The following is a 16,790-nucleotide window of genomic DNA, read 5'->3' on the forward strand; positions in this document are numbered from 1 at the left end:
ACTGAGGATCAGAAAGCTTGTTTGAATCGATGTATTTCATCCGCAGATTATGCACGAATGCTAAGAAATCCGGAGTGCAAATATTAACCAAAAAGAAGATCGTTTTTTGATTTATGAAAGAGATCTAATATTCATATCTGTTTCTAAAATTACAGTTTACAATATCATTAGATCGGCCACACATATTCATTCACTTCATTTTCTTCTAAAAACATGACAGTAAAATCATCTGAATCTCTCCACTTTGCTGTAGAAACAATATGAATTTTTATATCATTAAACTCGATTTTTTCTATACCATTTTTAACAATTTCACTTATGAAAAAGGTATCTTGTGCTGGATCAATATCTTTAATTTTAAAAATATTCTCATTTATACTTTCTAATATTTGAACTTTTTCTAAAATCAAAGCACCTTCACTAAACTCATATTTAGATTTATTTAAATCAATTACGTCAATGTAATTTACTAAATTATTAAATCTAAAAATAAAATATCCTTTTTCATCAATTGCTTCTAATTTTTCACTCACTACATTCACATTTAAAAAGTCAGCATTTATATAATTTTGTAAAATTTTTTTAAAATGTTCATCAACAACATAAATATTTTTATTAATGTTTCGAAATGACATTTTAGTTTTTTTACTTTTCAGAACTAAAATTCCATTTTTAGGTAATTCACAATCTCCGCTAGTTTTATAACTATACCAAGGTAAAGAACCTGGCTCTATACTTGAATTAGCCTGTTCTTTATCCGAATATAAAATTGCATCCTCAACAAGAGAAATTGGGCAATTTTCACTTTGTTTAGCACTTAAAACGAAATAATTCATATTTATTCAATCCTAACTTAATCTAATTGGGTTACTTCCAGGTGCTGATAAAACAACTCTCATACTAGTTTGTACGTTTGCAACCTTTTCTCGTGCTTGTGCTGCAGTTATTTTTCCATCATTAAATTGATTTTCAATCCTAATCAGTTTTTGATTTATTAATGTAGAATATATCGGGTGGGACCCGCAATGATACAATTTACGTTTCATTTGTTTTGCCTTTGCTTCACTATCTGGCATTAATACTCCATTTTCAGCCTTATCCCTATTCCCACCAATACCGATATCATCAAGAAAGTCCTTACGTTTTGCCCAAATTTCCTCAGGAATTATATGATGTGCTTGTAAATGATCACCTGTGACTCCTCCTAGGTTTCTATTTAATGTAGTGCTACAAAGCCCTAATCTATCAATCCACCCCGTCGGATTTTTAACATACATATATGCATTATTTCCACCTAATAAACTAATTGGATCTTTACTTACAAACCTTCCCACATAAGGTGAATAATACCTATGACGGTTGTAATGTAATCCTGTTTCTTCATCGAAATACTGACCTTGGAAACGGATGTTGTTTGAAATAATTTCTGAATTTTCAAAGAAATTCGATTTAATTTTTTCAACCTTACACTCACCCCAAGCCCTATATTCTGCTTTCCAAATGATCGAACCAGTATGGTCTGTCATTTCTTGTGGTGTGCCTAAATGGTCACAGTGGTAGAACCATACATCATCAAAGCCTTTGCTTTGCTTGGTGGTCTTCCAGAGTGGGTCACGATGTACACTATACGGCTTGTCTGACCAATCAGGCGTTTGGTGTAATTCTATAGGGCTTTGATAGACCGCTTGTAGCATCGGCACAAAGCTGTCTTTTTCGTAGATATAGTGTTTAGTGGCTTGTTCCGTTGACTCATAAGCCAGTGTGTCACCATCCCATCCATAGATGATGTTATGTTCATCACCTGTATGGTGATGTTTACTACGTTTTTGGATACGACGACCTAAAGCGTCATAACGATATTCTGCGGTGTATTGGCTGTTACGGCTTTTGATCATGCGTCCATACACATCCCACTCAAGGTTTAAATCACCTTGCGTAGATTTTTGTCGAATGAGTTGCCCGTATGCATCATATTGGTATTGTTGGTCGAGATATTCTTTCACCACGTTATTGACTAGACTGTTGTAGCCAAAGCCTTTTTCTTCTGTTTGTTGTTGGTGGCTTTGGTCATGATTTTGCGCTTTATCATCATTGTAACGATCTATGATGTTACTAGCAGGGTCAAAGTTAAAGGTCTCTTTACCGAGTTTACTGCTTGCTTCAAGTAAACGTCCTACAGGATCGTATTTGTAGGCAATGTTACCACGTCGTGTATCCTTGATCGCAGTCAATTCACCTGTTTTATCGTATTGATACAGTCGTTGAATCAATTGACTGGTCTGTTGCAGCGCATTGTTCTGTTGGTTATTTTTTTCTTTGTACTGGCTTTGGTAGCCATTGTCATGTTCATTGAGCATGATTTGGCTGTGTAAGCGTCCTACAAGGTCAAACTGTTGTTCTTGGCTGGTGCCATTGGCGTAGTGTCTTGTGATTTCTCGATGTAAATCATCTCGTTCAAAGCTGACTAAATCCTGTCCATTGACAATCAGGCTTTGTACATGACCTGTACCGTAGGTGAGCCAATCAATGTTTTGTCCATCTGGTCGAATAGTTTTGATTCGATCATTGATTTCATCGTAGCTGTGTTTCCATACCGCTGTTGTGTTGCTCTTATAATCCTGTTGGTGTTCTTTGATCACATTACCCGCAGCATCGTAGAACCATTGTAGGTTACTTTCTGCATTCTTGGCATGCAGAATACGTCCCATGTAATCGTAAGCAAATTCTTCAGTCTGTTTCTCTTCTAGTTCTAAGCCATAGTGCCCATAGCCTGCGGTACGTTGTTCCAAACGTCCCATACTGTCAAAGATGAATTGCTGTATGCGGTCTTTCGGTGCTGCACGGTCTTTTAAATCTTGTCCATAAGCTGACGCAACCTCGATACTTGTGGTGAGTCGACCATTTAACTCATCATAATGATAAATTGTTTCTTTGCCATCGAAATCAATTTCCTTAATCAAACGACCGCCAGCATCGTAAACAAATTCGTAACTTGCACCATTTTCATTCGTCAATCGTTTTAGGCGTCCTAAACGATCCCATTGATATTTTAGCGTATGGTTTAATGCATCGATGCGTTTGGTTATTAAACCTGCTGCATCGTATTCATAGCGTGTCTGCTGTTGCTTTGGATCAATATGGACTAATAAACGTCCTTCAGCATCATGGACAAAATGTTCTTCAGTCCCATCAGCATGTTTGATTTTTTCAAGCTGACCAAAGGCATTTAAAGGTAAGCCTTTGATGATTGACTCACGCTTCTCAGCACTAAATTCTGTATAGAAATATTCGACTTTTTGTTTTAGCGCATTTTCTACGGATTTAACACGCCCACGTTCATCATATTGCCATTTTGTTTCTTTGCCTGAACAGTCAGTATAGCTAAGCAAATTCCCTTGATCATCGTATTTCAGGGCTTTAGAGCCACCTTTGGCATCGGTGATTGATGTCACTAAACCCATCCCATTATAGGCATAAGCAGTTTCATGTTTCAGCGGATCAATTTCTTTTATTAAATTTCCTGAACCGTCGTACTCTTTAAACCAACGACCTTGTTCAGCATCGACCATACCAATGAGGTTGTCTTTGTCATCGTATTCAAAATAACTGGTAGCGCCATCAGCTTGGGTTGTCGTTAAAACATTACCGCGTTCATCATACGAGTATGTTGTTTCACTTCCATCTGTGGCTACATGAGAGGTAATGTTTTTAGCATCATCCCTAAAGAACCATTCTTGTAAATTATCAGGATAAATAATACGGTAGGTATAACCAGTGATACCGTAATAATGTTCAGTAACATTTCCCTCAACATCCGTTACTGAGGTGACACGTACATTTTCGTCCCACTCCAGTTTTCGAGCTGAACTATAATCATCTGCCCATTCTTCAATCGCTTTTGAGCTTGGTAATTTCCCATCCCATTTCAGATTCATACCACGTTGGGTTAAATCGGTATAACGAGTTAGAAGATGATGCTGATAAGTATATTGGTATGATGCGCCAAATTCATTGGTTGCTTGAATCAAATCGCGTTGATCATTATAAACATAGGCGGAGAGTTGTCGTTTAAGTTGTCCATCTTCGACTAACCATACCGCTTCTACCAAGCCATATTGATTTAATTGTAATGCTAGATGTGCTAAAACTTTTTGGTCTTGTTTAAAAATGATGTCTGACAAATAACTTTGATCGTCAAATACATGGTCATAGCGTAATCCGACACTAAATCCATTTTGTCGCTCTATTGATGTAAGTCGATATTCATTATTATATTTTTGATAATAACGTGATTCATTTGAACCAAAAGTAATTGCCCGAATTTCGTCAGAGACAACTGTATAAGTGAATGTCTCTACCTCATCATAAAAACTTTGCCCAACCTTTAATTCTTTCAACTTGATTGGACGTCCATCTACACCAATGTATTCCCATCCCTTTAAAACCGTATTCTCTTTAGGGTTCTTTTCATTATATTGGGTACAAGGCACAATTTTACTGCTAAATGGTGTAGTCCAACGTGCGCCAAAAATTGAATCATCGTATTGATATAAGTTAGAAACGTAAGAACGCATCAACATTTCAGGAATTAAAGAATGAATCTGAGCATCGGCATGTGTTAAAAATTCTGTACCCATTGCAAAGGTGATAGATTTTGCCGTACTGCCATTACAGTTCTTACATTGATTGGCATTATTTGTTGCCTGATGTTCATTTCTTGATTTTTCTAATTTAGCGTTATTTTTATCATTCTTTGCTTGTGTGGTCTGTGTTGCTTTGACTTGGGCTGACTTATTATTCTTTCTGAAACGTCCAGCACCTACTCTTAGGACTTCAAATAACCAACCTATCGTTTGCGGTTCTGCTTTATTCCCAAGTTTTCTGATTTTTTGATTGGCGGTAACACCAACTTTACCAATTGTTGCACCTACATTTAAAACAGGTTGTTTTAAATTTTGGGGAACCAACATTGAAACTACTTTTGCATTATTATTTACATTGGATTTAAATAATGCTTTACCCCAATTTTCTGTCATATATACAAGGTTTTTTCCTGCACGAGTCAGGTCTCCGCTTTGCAAACCTTTTGCAATACCTACCGCCTGTTGCTGTGCTCGCGTTAGATTAGAACCTGCGTTGGTAAATACTTTACCTTGTGTTACAACGCGAGTAATACCACCATTAATTTCAGTGGTAGCTCCTTGTATGGTATCCCCACATTTCCCTAAAATTGTATTAAGTTGTGTCAATCCTGTTTTACAAAACTTCTCAATATTTCCTGCAACTTGATCATTAAGATGTTTACCAATGACTGTGATAACAGCTTCAGTTAGTGCAGATTTGCCAACTCTTTTAACTTCTTGGCGGACTAAGAATAAAGCTGGTCGAGCTGAAGTACGAATAGCTGTTGTACCAGGAACAGGAGCAACACCAATTAAATCAATACCCACGGTTGTCCAATCAAAGACATCCGCCTTTTGATAGCCCTTATCATAAATATGAAGAATGTCAGTCACCACATCAATTGCAGCCATGACATTGCCAATAATTGGAACTGTACCCAATACATTACTAACAAGGTCTAATCCCACAAGTTGATGGGTATGATCTTTTAACCACTTATCAATTTTTTGCTTAGAATTATTAATATCTGCAATTGCAACTTCATTAAGTGGTTTTACGACTTCTGTTTTAGCTTGAGCCATTCTATTTATTCTCTATCAATTTTTATCAAAAGGGCTTTTTAAATACTGAGGTAAGTTATTTTGAGCAATACCACTTATACTCGTCAGGTTTGACCCACTAGTTTGTGAAGCGATAAAGCCTCCCCCCATATTTGCCATCAAACCACCTTTTGATTGCGTAATCGGCAATAAACTTGAAATTGTTTCTGAAACTAGCCCTTGAGCTTGGCTATTGATCATCGGAAGCAGCGTTTTTGCACCATCTGATTTAATTTTTTTAGCTAATTCAATATTTTTCATCAAACTTTTAGGATCTTTGAGTTGCTTAGCAAAATCACCTAAAGCAGATTGTGCTTTTCTACTTACACTTTCTAAAATTGAAGCTGTTTCTGCTAAATCAGGATCATTTTTATTTGGCCACTCAACTTCACGTTTAAAATCACTCGCTACATCCCAAGGATCACGTTTATCATCTTCAAAGTTAATTTTAACTGCACCAGCAGCCAATCCAGATACACGGGCAAAACCTTTGTCATCAAGTTTACCCTTAACCACTTTACCTAAAGTATCTGTAACTGTGTATTCACCAGCTTTGACGAACTCGCCATGTGTATAGTCATGAATCAATTCTAAGATACCCTGAGCACGTTTCGGCGGTGGAGGTAAACTAGATTTAGCACTAACACTCGCCCCACCTTGGAATACATGCTGCCCAGCCTTAACTTCAAACTTCCCACCTGTTTTCTGAAATATCCCTGAACCATTTAAAGTGATTTGAGAAGATCCACCTGTGATCTGAACTTCTTTCGGACTGCTAATCACCACTTTGTCATCTGTCGAAGAAATGGTAATTCCCATTTTAGCCAATACATTCAAAGCATCCGACTGCGCTTGTATTTCAACTTTACTTTGTGCAGCTACAGCTTTGATCCCACCTTGCGCAGCAAATAAGCTGAGCTTATTTTGTGCTTGTGCTATCCAGTTCTTTTGCGTACTGAAGTTGATACTATCGCCTGCAATCTGGTTGATCTGTGCATCCGCAGAGAGATGAATATCTTCAGGTGTGCTCAATGCAATACCATCAGGTGAACTGAGTAAAAGTACCGCTTTTTTAAATTTCGCGATCTTTTGTTCAAGCTGTTCAGCAAATTCTTTCAGTTGTTCAACTGATTCGATTTCATCGGTTTTTTGGTTTTTGGCAATGTCACTTAAAGCCTTGCTGTTGGTCTGACTGCCTTCCAGTTGTTTCTTGGCAATTTCAGCATCAAGATGTTCACCTTTGGCTTGGTCTTGTTTATAGGTACTTACAAGTAAACCTTGCCCTGCACGGACTGCACCCCATTGATCCGTACGCAGTTCAAAACCTTCACCACGATCTTCGCTTTCAGCTTTGTCTTTAGGATGACTCAACTTACCTAAATTAAGTTGTGTTGCACCGTGACTGCTTTGCAGTTGGGTGCTGATTTGTCCTGTAGTGTCATCAAAGCGTAGTTGCCCAAAGCCTTCACCTTTGACTTCTTTAGAACGAATACCTGCCAGTTTTTTGGTATCAGGTAGTTTGCCTTTGCTATCGAATTTGGTTGGACTACGTTGTGCTTCGTGAATACGTCCGATGACAAAAGGGCGGTCAATATTGCCATCAAAGAAGTCGATGACAACAATCTCATTCACACGAGGTAGGAATCTTGCTCCATAGCCTTCACCTGCCCATGGCGTCAGTACATCGACCCAAGCGGAATCGGTGTCATTGTCGTTTGAGCCTGCACCACCATCATGAGTATTATCTTCATTTCGGGTGAATAGGAATCGAACTTTGATGCGTCCCCATTCATCGACATGAATTTCTTCTCCACTTAAACCCACCACTTTGGCACGCATGGGATGTACTGTTGGTCTTTGGGTGAGAGGATTATACTCAGGAACGGTGGCAATATTACGTCGTTGCAATACGAGGTTGTTAGCTTGACGTTCATCTTGGTTATTGGTTTGAATATCAACTTGTTGCCAATTACTTTGTTTAAGCAAGGCTGTGACTTGATCGGTTAAGTCTTTGGGAAGATTATTCTGATTATAAAAGGACTTAGCAGTAATTAGGAATTCTTTATCCGCGCCATCATGTTCATCAATTTCTGGGTGTTCATTGAATTCAAACCAGTAACCTACCTGTGCATCACGCACGGTTGAGGTTGCAGTAAATTGTTTGGCTTGTGAATCGTAGTAGTTGCTCAGGTTTTCATTAAACTTTTCAATCTGACTATTGCCTGATTTGGTTGCACCATCTTCACCTTTGAGGTCTTGTATCCATGCAGGGGAAAAGTGCCATGCCTGTTCTAAGCCAAGGCTTGCATTGTCTTGGTTTTCACTATGGCTGTGTTTGCTTTGTATTGAGCCTGCGCCTTCTTCGGTTTCGAGTGCATCAGCTTGCCAGCGTTGGATGTGAACCGCAGTCGGTTGAATACTACGCCGTCCAATAAAATTGGTGATCGAATCAGTTTGTTCTACTGCCGAGCTTCTATGGAAGCGAATATTACGTCGATCCAAAGCTTTGTACTGGGCATTATCATCAATCAAACGGAGTTTTTGGGGTTGAATTTGTTCACTTGAACTGGAGACTTTCAGTTGTGCTTCATCAATTAACCAGTTAATACCTTCAGATGCGAGAAGCCGTTGAACAAAGTCTATATCCCGTTCATTCATCTGCATGATGAATGGACGAATATCGTAGTCTTTAGTGAGTCCACTTTTATCCAATGTCAGACTTGAAGCAAATAATGGACTTTTTTGTTGCCACTCAGAGAAGATGGTTTGCACTACGTCAACCACAGATTTATTCATGAACACGCGTGAGTTTCGACGGTGTTTCCAGAGTGCTGTTGGGTCCTCTACGGTTAAGCGATAAATCGTGAGCGATCCATCACTTGCACCAATATCGGCTTTGGTCACAATACCAGAAATACGATTGAGTTCGGATTTGTCGTTGACAATATCAATTGCTGTTTGTGCACCAATGAACTGCTTTAAAGGTATATTCGCTGAGGTCGAAAGGCAGATGAGTTGTAAATGAATACCCTTATTTAATTCATGCGTGCCTTCAATACGCTGAAGGAAGACTTGGTCGTTGAGCGTGCCGTTACTCAACTGTACGTGTATTGCACGTTTTTGTGCGGTAAGTCCAAGTTGCTCTAATTCAGCATAAATATTATTGGGCATTCTATTTAGTTTTTGTAGGTTTAATCTGTGGCCAATTTTACTAAATTCGGTCTTGTTTAGTCTATATTGATTTATATTTAAGCGACACTTTGTGTCTATTTTTATTGCAGGCCTTAGTCTAAATTATCTTTAACACTTTTATTTCATTAAGGGGGACACCGAATAATCTCATTAAAGTTCTAAAAATAATAATGAAGGACAAATATCTTATTCCAAAAGCATTGATCCACTCCAATTTGGAGGTGGTGGCAATTTAACTCATCCAAAATCTCTAATGAAATCTAGTGATTAAAAAAATGAAGATCTAAATTTTTACCCAAAGTTACCCTAATTTCCTTTAAACTTGACTCAATAACAGACCTGTCATCAAGACCCGATCAAAGCTATACACATACGCAAAAGGACTTTCTACACTATGTCCAACTAACTGCAAATTATGATCGGATTGGTCAGTTCTAAGTACAGCATCTGCTGAACAAATCGGATAAATCCCTCTAAACTGAGTTAGACGTGTTAAGTGATTACGCTCTCTATCACGATACATCTCAAAATCAGCATGATCCACTTTATGCCAAACGATAAATCCGTAAATTGGGACCGATCTAGCTAAAAAGTAGATTTTAGTCCCAAATATGGGACTAACCTCACATGATAAAAGACTTATTAATTTTGAAGCTTTTGGGATCATCTACATTAAAAGGAACGACACGTAGTTTTGCACTAGTGGTTAGCCTAAACTCAAAGTCATCTAAGGAGTGCGTAAATTTGTCCTTCCGATATGGATAGACAAGTACAACATCACTGTCATGTTTGAGGTAATAATGGCTATAGGCAAACATTTGCTGAATATCACTATCTTTCAAACCATAACGCCCAGCTCGATCATTTTGATCAATCAACTTCCATTTAGTATCCATCACAATTGGCTTGGCATCTGGACACTCAATAAAAATATCAGGCTTAAGCTTAAAAATATTGCGCTGTTGATGCTGACAAATATGCTCCGTCGCATGTTGTGTCTTCACCGTATATTCAGGTAAGTTACGGCGCAAATGATAAGCTACAAAGTTCTCAAATAGCTTCTCCATCGGGAAGAGTAAACTCATGCCACGCCATTCCCCTTGAGTAGATACAGGCATGTATTCACCCAAAATTAACTCCGTCCAAGGTTTAATCTCAGCATACAAAGCGAGTAGCCGCCCTGACTGCCATTGCCTAAAGTCCTGCTGAATGTTTAGGCTTCGCGGCATTTCGCTGGTCATCAAACGTAGCTCTTGAGCAAGCTTCCAGTTATTGGCATCTTTGGTCTTTTTACACACCATTTCTAAGGCTGTACGAATCAGACGATTTTCAGGTCGATTCACCTCATACACATCATGCTCAATCGGAAAGATATGTTTCTTTGTCGGTGGTTGGCGCATGTATTTCACATGCTGTAATTGCCCACGTAAAAACTTTTGTTCCTCTTGTACACGGTTATAATCAAAACGTAAACCCCGTTGCACTAAACGTTCAAATGATGCAAGGAACTGTGTCATGATCCATTCATGCAAAGGCTGTTTGAAACGGTTTAAATTGGCACTCCCTGCCTCTCTATAAGGTAAATGCAACGAAACACTGAGCATTTTTTGCAGGAGCTTACGCTCTTGACCAATAACCTCCTGATCACTTTCGCCGTTGAGCTCTACATGCTTCGGAAGAATTTCAATCCGTGTACCGCATGGGGTTTCTATCACCCCAACATATTGATCTAGCTTAAGCTTTCTATGTCCTGCTAATTCAAATACTTTTGCACCGTGCTTAGAAAATGAAGCAGAGAATTCACACAGATACATAAATGCTTTTTCGGGAATATAAGCATGGTTTAAACTAGAATCAGGACAACCTTTATAAACTTCGCTAATAAAGGCGTATTCTCGGACGGTAAAATCAGGCATATATATCCCCGATCAATGACGAATAATTTTGGTAAAGGTTTCAATAGAATCAAAAGCGCTCTCTAAAATTGTCCAAGTTTTCCGCTCTTCAAATAAGTCTTCGGATTCGGTTTTAATGTCTGGAAATAACTCCGAACGTACCACAGTTTTAGGCATGAACATTCCATTAGCATTTAAAACCATATTGATTTTCGCCCAATCATCAAAAAAGTATTCTTGCAGTTGAGGAATGATTTTTTGTTTAAAAATGGCAGCTAAATGCTTAAGAGTACGATCTTTCTTTAAGCTCATAAAGTTAGCATGACCAACACAATGATCACGATCTAACAGTACTTCAATACGTTGATTGATGACCCTTAATAGCTCACCAATATTTAGCCCTTCCACCACAATGTCATTCAATAGCTCTGGTTTTGGTGGCATTTCAATAAAGGTAAAGCGACGGCGCAACGCAACATCCAAGCCTGTTAAAGAACGGTCTGATGAGTTCATTGTGCCAATGATGTAGACATTACTTGGGACAGAAAATTCTTCTTTTGAATATGGCAACGTTACAGATAATTGTTCTTCAGCACCTTGGCGTTTTGAGTCTTCAATTAACGTGATTAACTCGCCAAAGATACGTGAAATGTTGCCACGGTTAATTTCATCAATAATCAAGACATAAGGTTTCTGACCTATATCCTGGCTTTTGTCATCTGAAAATTGAATTTTGTTAGAAAGCAAACTTACAATTGGTTTGATGTAACTAGGCATCCCATAATTTCTTAGTTCAATACCATGTAATAGTTTTCTAATTGTATCTAAGCTTAAGCTATAAGTACCTTTATTTACCGATTCCAATAAAAAACATTTAAGGGTTTTTCCACCTTCATATGTGATTTCATACGTTAAGCCTGTTTTTGTTTTTAACTTTAATGGCTGTTCGGCTACTTGTTTGCAAAAATCATGCATCACCTCTTCAACATTTGAATGAGGTAAATTTTGATTAAATGCATTATCACAAATCTCTTTAAATACTCCAGCTTTTACATCATAACTTAACTGCCCTTCTTCATTTGTTTCAGCACGTATCCCTTCCACAAAATCTTCATAACTAAAGCTTTGATGAAAAGTAACAAACTTAATTTGACCTTGCTCTTTATATTGATCAAAACGTGCTTTTAGCGCCGTGCGACCTTCTTGTTCTAAAACCTCAAGCGGCTTATTTTCAATAATGGATAATGCATGGTTAATGCTGTGGAAAGTTTTCCCTGTACCTGCAGCACCAAATAAAATACGGTTTAAAGGTTGTTGAGTCATGACTTCTTCCACTGATTCTGTAGTTTGTTGTTTCTTTTGTTTATTATCCAAATAACCCTTTCTGACCATTGCAAAAAGTTTTTCCACATATGGGAAAAATGCTTGTGTACCTTGGCCTGCCAACAAGATTGGTAAAAACTCTGGTAATGGTTTCTTTGCGTATTCTGCATATCCAATACGCTTGATATTCGTTTCAGTCACAATAGGAATAATCAAAGGGTTGCTGAAATCCTGATATAAGAAAGCAATCATCCATTTCAGTCCCTTAGGGAAAGAAATTTGATCAATAGCATTTAAATCACGGTGTTGTGAAGCATCTACAATATCGAGTATTTCTTGTTTGAGTGTTTCAAATGCTAACTCGGCATTATTCCCTAATCGTTTATGCCATGAATATGGTTTCTCATTATGATATTTCTCATCCTTACCTAAATTAACAGGCTCCCACATATCAAAATAATTAGCAAAAGTAGGCTCACCTTGAGTAGGGTCAAAACTATCAATCTGTGCAATAAAAGAATTTATATTTTTTGCTTGATGGTAATCCTCGATACTAAGCTGTGCTAATCGCTCAGCAGGCCAACTCATTAAAAATGTTTTAACTTTATGTTCAAGCGCCGAGGACTGATCATCACTTTGTTCGTACCAATCACAAAACTTCTCTAAATCTTTAAAGGTATTGAGGCCAATATAAAAAGCTTTATGCCCTGTATATAAGCTTGGCGCATTGTTTTCTAGTCCTGAATGCCTTCCTTCATGTTCTAAGTATTTTGCAATTTCACCATTTTTCTTTTTCAAAAAATCAAAAGCAAATTGGTTATTATCTTCAGGATTTATGCCAATAAAAATTGATGGATTTTGTACCTCAAGATTTAACGCACACTCTCTACCTTGAACGTTTCTAAAGCCTACAATTTTTTTATTATCTTTTTCTACCTCAATAACTTGATAACGTTTATTTAAATATTGATGGGCTTCTTCTGTCGTGAACTGAAAATCTTCATCGTAGTCCGATGGTAACAATGCTTGCCCATTCAGATTAAAGTTAAATTTTATTGCATATTTTTTTATCTGTGTTAACCAATCTTTGAAATCTTCAATCTGATCTTTCACAGGCTCAAATTCTTGAGAAATTTGTGTATCCTGTTTTTTTATGAACATGTATAGATTTTTAATAACACCATATTTAATATAGAAATGCCCTTCATCATCATAATTTTCATTAAGTGCACAAACCAAGGTAAATTCTTTAACTCTAACGTTACTTTCAGGCTTGATGCCAACACCTAAATAACCAAATTTAGATGCTCCTGTATGGTAAATATCTGCATTTGGAAAAATTTCCTTAATCGCGACTATAGAAGCCCAAAAGTTTCCTTCAGTGCTTTCATCTAATTGTTCTAAATATTTATTTAACTTTGGTGTATCAAATCTTTTTTTTAACAGTTCAAGTTCCATGTTTTTTCTCTATTTCGTACATACGACAAAAAAATGCACCCATCCCCATGAGTGCATTTCAGTTTTAAACGTCTTTCTTCACCCGTGTTTTTTTCATAGGTTTATTTGCTTCTCGCTCTGCCTGAATTTTAGCAAGCAAACTTTCCGCACTATTTAAGCCTGTAATCAGTTCTTGATGTTGTTCACGCCATTCGGCAGTCAGTTCACCACTAAAGGCTTTGGCTAAAATAGATTGAGTCAGTAAATTTACTCGTTTTTGGGCTGATTGGACTGTTTGTTCAATTTTTCCAACCCAATCAAAATATGCTTCAACTGTTTCAACGATTAACTTTTGCTCATCTAATGGAGGAAGGTCTAATAAAAACTCTTTAATATCTCGTTGGAATAAATGTGGAATAGCTGTACCAGTTAAACGTTCCTGTACGAGTTTCTGAATGTAAGGACCTTTAAAAACATAATACAAAAACTCAGGGACAAAAATTTCACCAGAACGAATCAATAGTAAAGATGAATTAATGGAGGCAGGCTCATCTAGCCCTTTTACAATGCCAACCTTCCCAATTCCAGCACCATCTTTACAAAGTAAAATATCATCATTTTTTAAAGCAATTTCAGGACTCTCATCATATCGTTCTTGGCTAATATGAAAAGCTTGATCTAAACGAACTACTTTTCCATAATTTAAACCGTGGACAGATAAAAATAGTGGACCTTCCTGAGTATATTCTTCGGCTTTTAAACCCTTCCATCCAATTCGAGCTGAAATATAAATAAGCCCATCTAAAAGTTGGCGTGACCAACCATTAGGCAAACTTTCCTGTGTAATTTCTTCTAAAAGTGTAGGCTTGTATTTCTTTAGAAGAATCTCATCTGAAGGAATTTTTTTACCTTTCCTAAGCAGACTTTCTTTCTCCCATTCTAAGTATTTTTGAATGCGATAATCTGTAATGTAACTTTCAAAATTCAGATCCGAAGTTTTATCATTAGAATTTCGCCACTCCTCCGTTAACTTCCCACTCACCGCATCCGCCAAAACCGACTGACGGAATTTTTTAAGAATGGTAGGAATGGCATCTAAATGGGCTTTAATCTGCTCCACTTGCGCAAGCATCACATCAAGCTGACGAACGATTTCTTGTTGTTCGGCTAATGGTGGCAATGGAATCGGCGCTTCAGAAAACCGCCCCTTATTTACAATGGCAATCGTTGTTGCTGAAGACTCTCTATCAAGCCAATTCTTTAAAGTTAAACAATAATAATAAGTATATTTATAATTAATAAATTCTTTAAAGGGCACAATTGAATTAATCTGCTGGTTAGTCGCAGATACCTTTGTAGTTATACCAACCTTACCCATGTTACCAATACATGTCACCATAATTGAGTTTACAGGTAGATTAGGTAAAGCCTCTAATGCTTGTGGGCTAATATGAGTTGATGTATGAAAAATATACCCCCCATTAGCGAGGTCACCCGGCTTAATAAATGGAATATCTCCTTCAAAATTAGTGGCATCTTTAGATGAAGGCGTCTTTCCTGTAAAAATATTTCCAATATCTTTTAATTGTAGGGACAACCACTCAATAGGCAAATTATCTAAACTCATGCCTGTTCCTCAGTACCTAAAGCATCTGCAAGCAATTGCTTTTGCGTATTGGCTTCATCAGTTTGACCTAATGCTTTCATTAATGCATCAAGCTCCACTAACGCCTGAGTCAGTTCAGACATCGCTTCACTTGCCAACACATGCGGTTCAGGCAAATTCGCAGCATCCACGGCGTCATTGTCTTTTAACCATGAAATATCTAAAGAATCACCCTTCTGCTCTTTAATCCATTCACGGCTAAACTTACGCCAACGGCTGTTCTCTAAAGTTTGCTCTTGGCTTTCTTCTGTCAGTGACCATTCACCCTCTGTACGTGGTGAAAGACCTTTCGCATTTGCGCCGTAAACCGCTTCAAAGCCTTTTAAATGGCTTTCGGTAAATGGCGTACGTTTACCAAAACTTGGCATGTTGGTCCGTAAGTCATAAACCCACACATCTTGAGTACAGCCCTGCTTTTGCATCGGGTCTGCTTCTGTCCCTTTAGTAAAGAACAGTACATTGGTTTTTACACCAGCTGCGTAAAAAATACCTGTCGGCAAACGCAAAATCGTATGCACATTGCATTTATTCATCAGGTCTTGACGAATCGCGGTACCTTGTCCTGCTTCAAACAGTACGTTATCTGGTAATACAACTGCTGCACGACCACCTAGTTTTAAGTTTAAATAAATATGTTGTAGAAATGCCAATTGCTTGTTTGACGTATCAAAAGGCAAATCTTGACGTGTAATACTTGCTTCACCACCTTTCGATGTACCAAATGGAGGATTGGCTAAAATTACATCTGAAACAGGTAAATCAAAGCCAGTAGAACCTAATGAGTTACCTAATTTAATTGCACCCTGTTCTCCGCCTATATCATGCAGTAAGCAGTTCATCTGTGCCAAACGGCGCGTATTCGGCACCAGTTCTACACCAACAAAAGCACGAGTTTCTTGAAATTTCTTTTGATCTAAATTTAAATCAAACAAATCATCTGTTTCAGACTTAATAAATGCATCAGCAGCAATCAAGAAACCTGCTGTACCACAAGCTGGATCTTGAATCACCTCACCCGCTTTCGGCTGCATACAGCGAACAATCGAATTAATTAGAGGACGCGGCGTAAAATACTGTCCTGCACCTGACTTGGTTTCAGTGGCATTTTTTTCTAATAAACCTTCGTACAAATCACCCAAACCATCAGCTTTGATGCTAAACCAATCTAACTTATCAAACTCTTTAATGAGCTGAGCCAAATGTCGTGGCTCACGTAAACGCGTCTGTGCGTTGTTATAAATAGATGCAATCAACTCGTGCTGACTTTGTGAAAGCTCAAGTAACATCTCTTTATAAAACACGAGTAAATCATTTGCCTGATTCACACGCTTACGCAGTTCCGCCCAACGATATTCATCTGGATAAATGTTTGCCAGCGTTGAATCTTGATGATCAAGTTCATCCACCATTTTGACAAATAGCAACATAACTAGCTCTGAAACATAATCACTGTAATTGATGCCATCGTCTTTTAAGACATCACATAGGTTCCAAAGTTTTTGAACAATATCATTTTGCGTCATGCTTACTACTGCTTCTATAAAAAGTTAAATT

8 protein-coding genes are annotated in these 16,790 nt (G+C 37.7%); all 8 read right to left on the reverse strand.

Going from position 1 to position 16,790, the window contains the following annotated elements; translation table 11 throughout:
* Positions 1–167 precede the first annotated feature (167 nt).
* Positions 168–836: an Imm43 family immunity protein gene (locus FTT99_RS11865; protein WP_180161513.1), complete on the reverse strand. Its 669-nt coding sequence runs from the start codon at positions 834–836 to the stop codon at positions 168–170.
* 12 nt (positions 837–848) lie between these two features.
* The gene (locus FTT99_RS11870) at positions 849–5,705 is read right to left on the reverse strand and encodes an RHS repeat-associated core domain-containing protein (protein WP_180161515.1); all 4,857 of its coding nucleotides are present in this window, start codon (positions 5,703–5,705) and stop codon (positions 849–851) included.
* Positions 5,706–5,720: 15 nt separating this feature from the next.
* Entirely contained in the window at positions 5,721–8,894 is a 3,174-nt protein-coding gene (locus tag FTT99_RS11875; RefSeq protein ID WP_180161517.1) for a type VI secretion system Vgr family protein, read from the reverse strand.
* 337 nt (positions 8,895–9,231) lie between these two features.
* Positions 9,232–9,438, reverse strand: a complete 207-nt coding sequence (locus tag FTT99_RS11880) for a hypothetical protein (protein ID WP_257224012.1) — start codon at positions 9,436–9,438, stop codon at positions 9,232–9,234.
* 100 nt (positions 9,439–9,538) lie between these two features.
* Positions 9,539–10,831: an McrC family protein gene (locus tag FTT99_RS11885; RefSeq protein ID WP_180026583.1), complete on the reverse strand. Its 1,293-nt coding sequence runs from the start codon at positions 10,829–10,831 to the stop codon at positions 9,539–9,541.
* A gap of 12 nt (positions 10,832–10,843) precedes the next feature.
* Complete coding sequence (locus FTT99_RS11890) at positions 10,844–13,591, reverse strand: McrB family protein (RefSeq protein ID WP_306670277.1); 2,748 nt, start codon at positions 13,589–13,591, stop codon at positions 10,844–10,846.
* A gap of 64 nt (positions 13,592–13,655) precedes the next feature.
* On the reverse strand, positions 13,656–15,197 hold the full coding sequence (locus FTT99_RS11895) for a restriction endonuclease subunit S (RefSeq protein WP_180161520.1): 1,542 nt from the start codon (positions 15,195–15,197) through the stop codon (positions 13,656–13,658).
* Positions 15,194–16,759, reverse strand: a complete 1,566-nt coding sequence (locus tag FTT99_RS11900) for a type I restriction-modification system subunit M (protein WP_180161522.1) — start codon at positions 16,757–16,759, stop codon at positions 15,194–15,196. The genes FTT99_RS11895 and FTT99_RS11900 overlap by 4 nt, the downstream gene beginning before the upstream one ends.
* Positions 16,760–16,790: the final 31 nt, after the last annotated feature.

This window comes from Acinetobacter sp. YH12040 (assembly GCF_013420005.1).
Taxonomy (GTDB): domain Bacteria; phylum Pseudomonadota; class Gammaproteobacteria; order Pseudomonadales; family Moraxellaceae; genus Acinetobacter; species Acinetobacter amyesii.

What these genes read in the sequence shown, in the direction of transcription:
- FTT99_RS11900 (WP_180161522.1), bottom strand. Translation starts at nt 16,759, where the DNA reads ATGACGCAAAATGATATTGTTCAAAAACTTTGGAACCTATGTGATGTC.
- FTT99_RS11870 (WP_180161515.1), bottom strand. Translation starts at nt 5,705, where the DNA reads ATGGCTCAAGCTAAAACAGAAGTCGTAAAACCACTTAATGAAGTTGCA.
- FTT99_RS11865 (WP_180161513.1), bottom strand. Translation starts at nt 836, where the DNA reads ATGAATTATTTCGTTTTAAGTGCTAAACAAAGTGAAAATTGCCCAATT.
- FTT99_RS11890 (WP_306670277.1), bottom strand. Translation starts at nt 13,591, where the DNA reads ATGGAACTTGAACTGTTAAAAAAAAGATTTGATACACCAAAGTTAAAT.
- FTT99_RS11895 (WP_180161520.1), bottom strand. Translation starts at nt 15,197, where the DNA reads ATGAGTTTAGATAATTTGCCTATTGAGTGGTTGTCCCTACAATTAAAA.
- FTT99_RS11885 (WP_180026583.1), bottom strand. Translation starts at nt 10,831, where the DNA reads ATGCCTGATTTTACCGTCCGAGAATACGCCTTTATTAGCGAAGTTTAT.
- FTT99_RS11875 (WP_180161517.1), bottom strand. Translation starts at nt 8,894, where the DNA reads ATGCCCAATAATATTTATGCTGAATTAGAGCAACTTGGACTTACCGCA.
- FTT99_RS11880 (WP_257224012.1), bottom strand. Translation starts at nt 9,438, where the DNA reads ATGTATCGTGATAGAGAGCGTAATCACTTAACACGTCTAACTCAGTTT.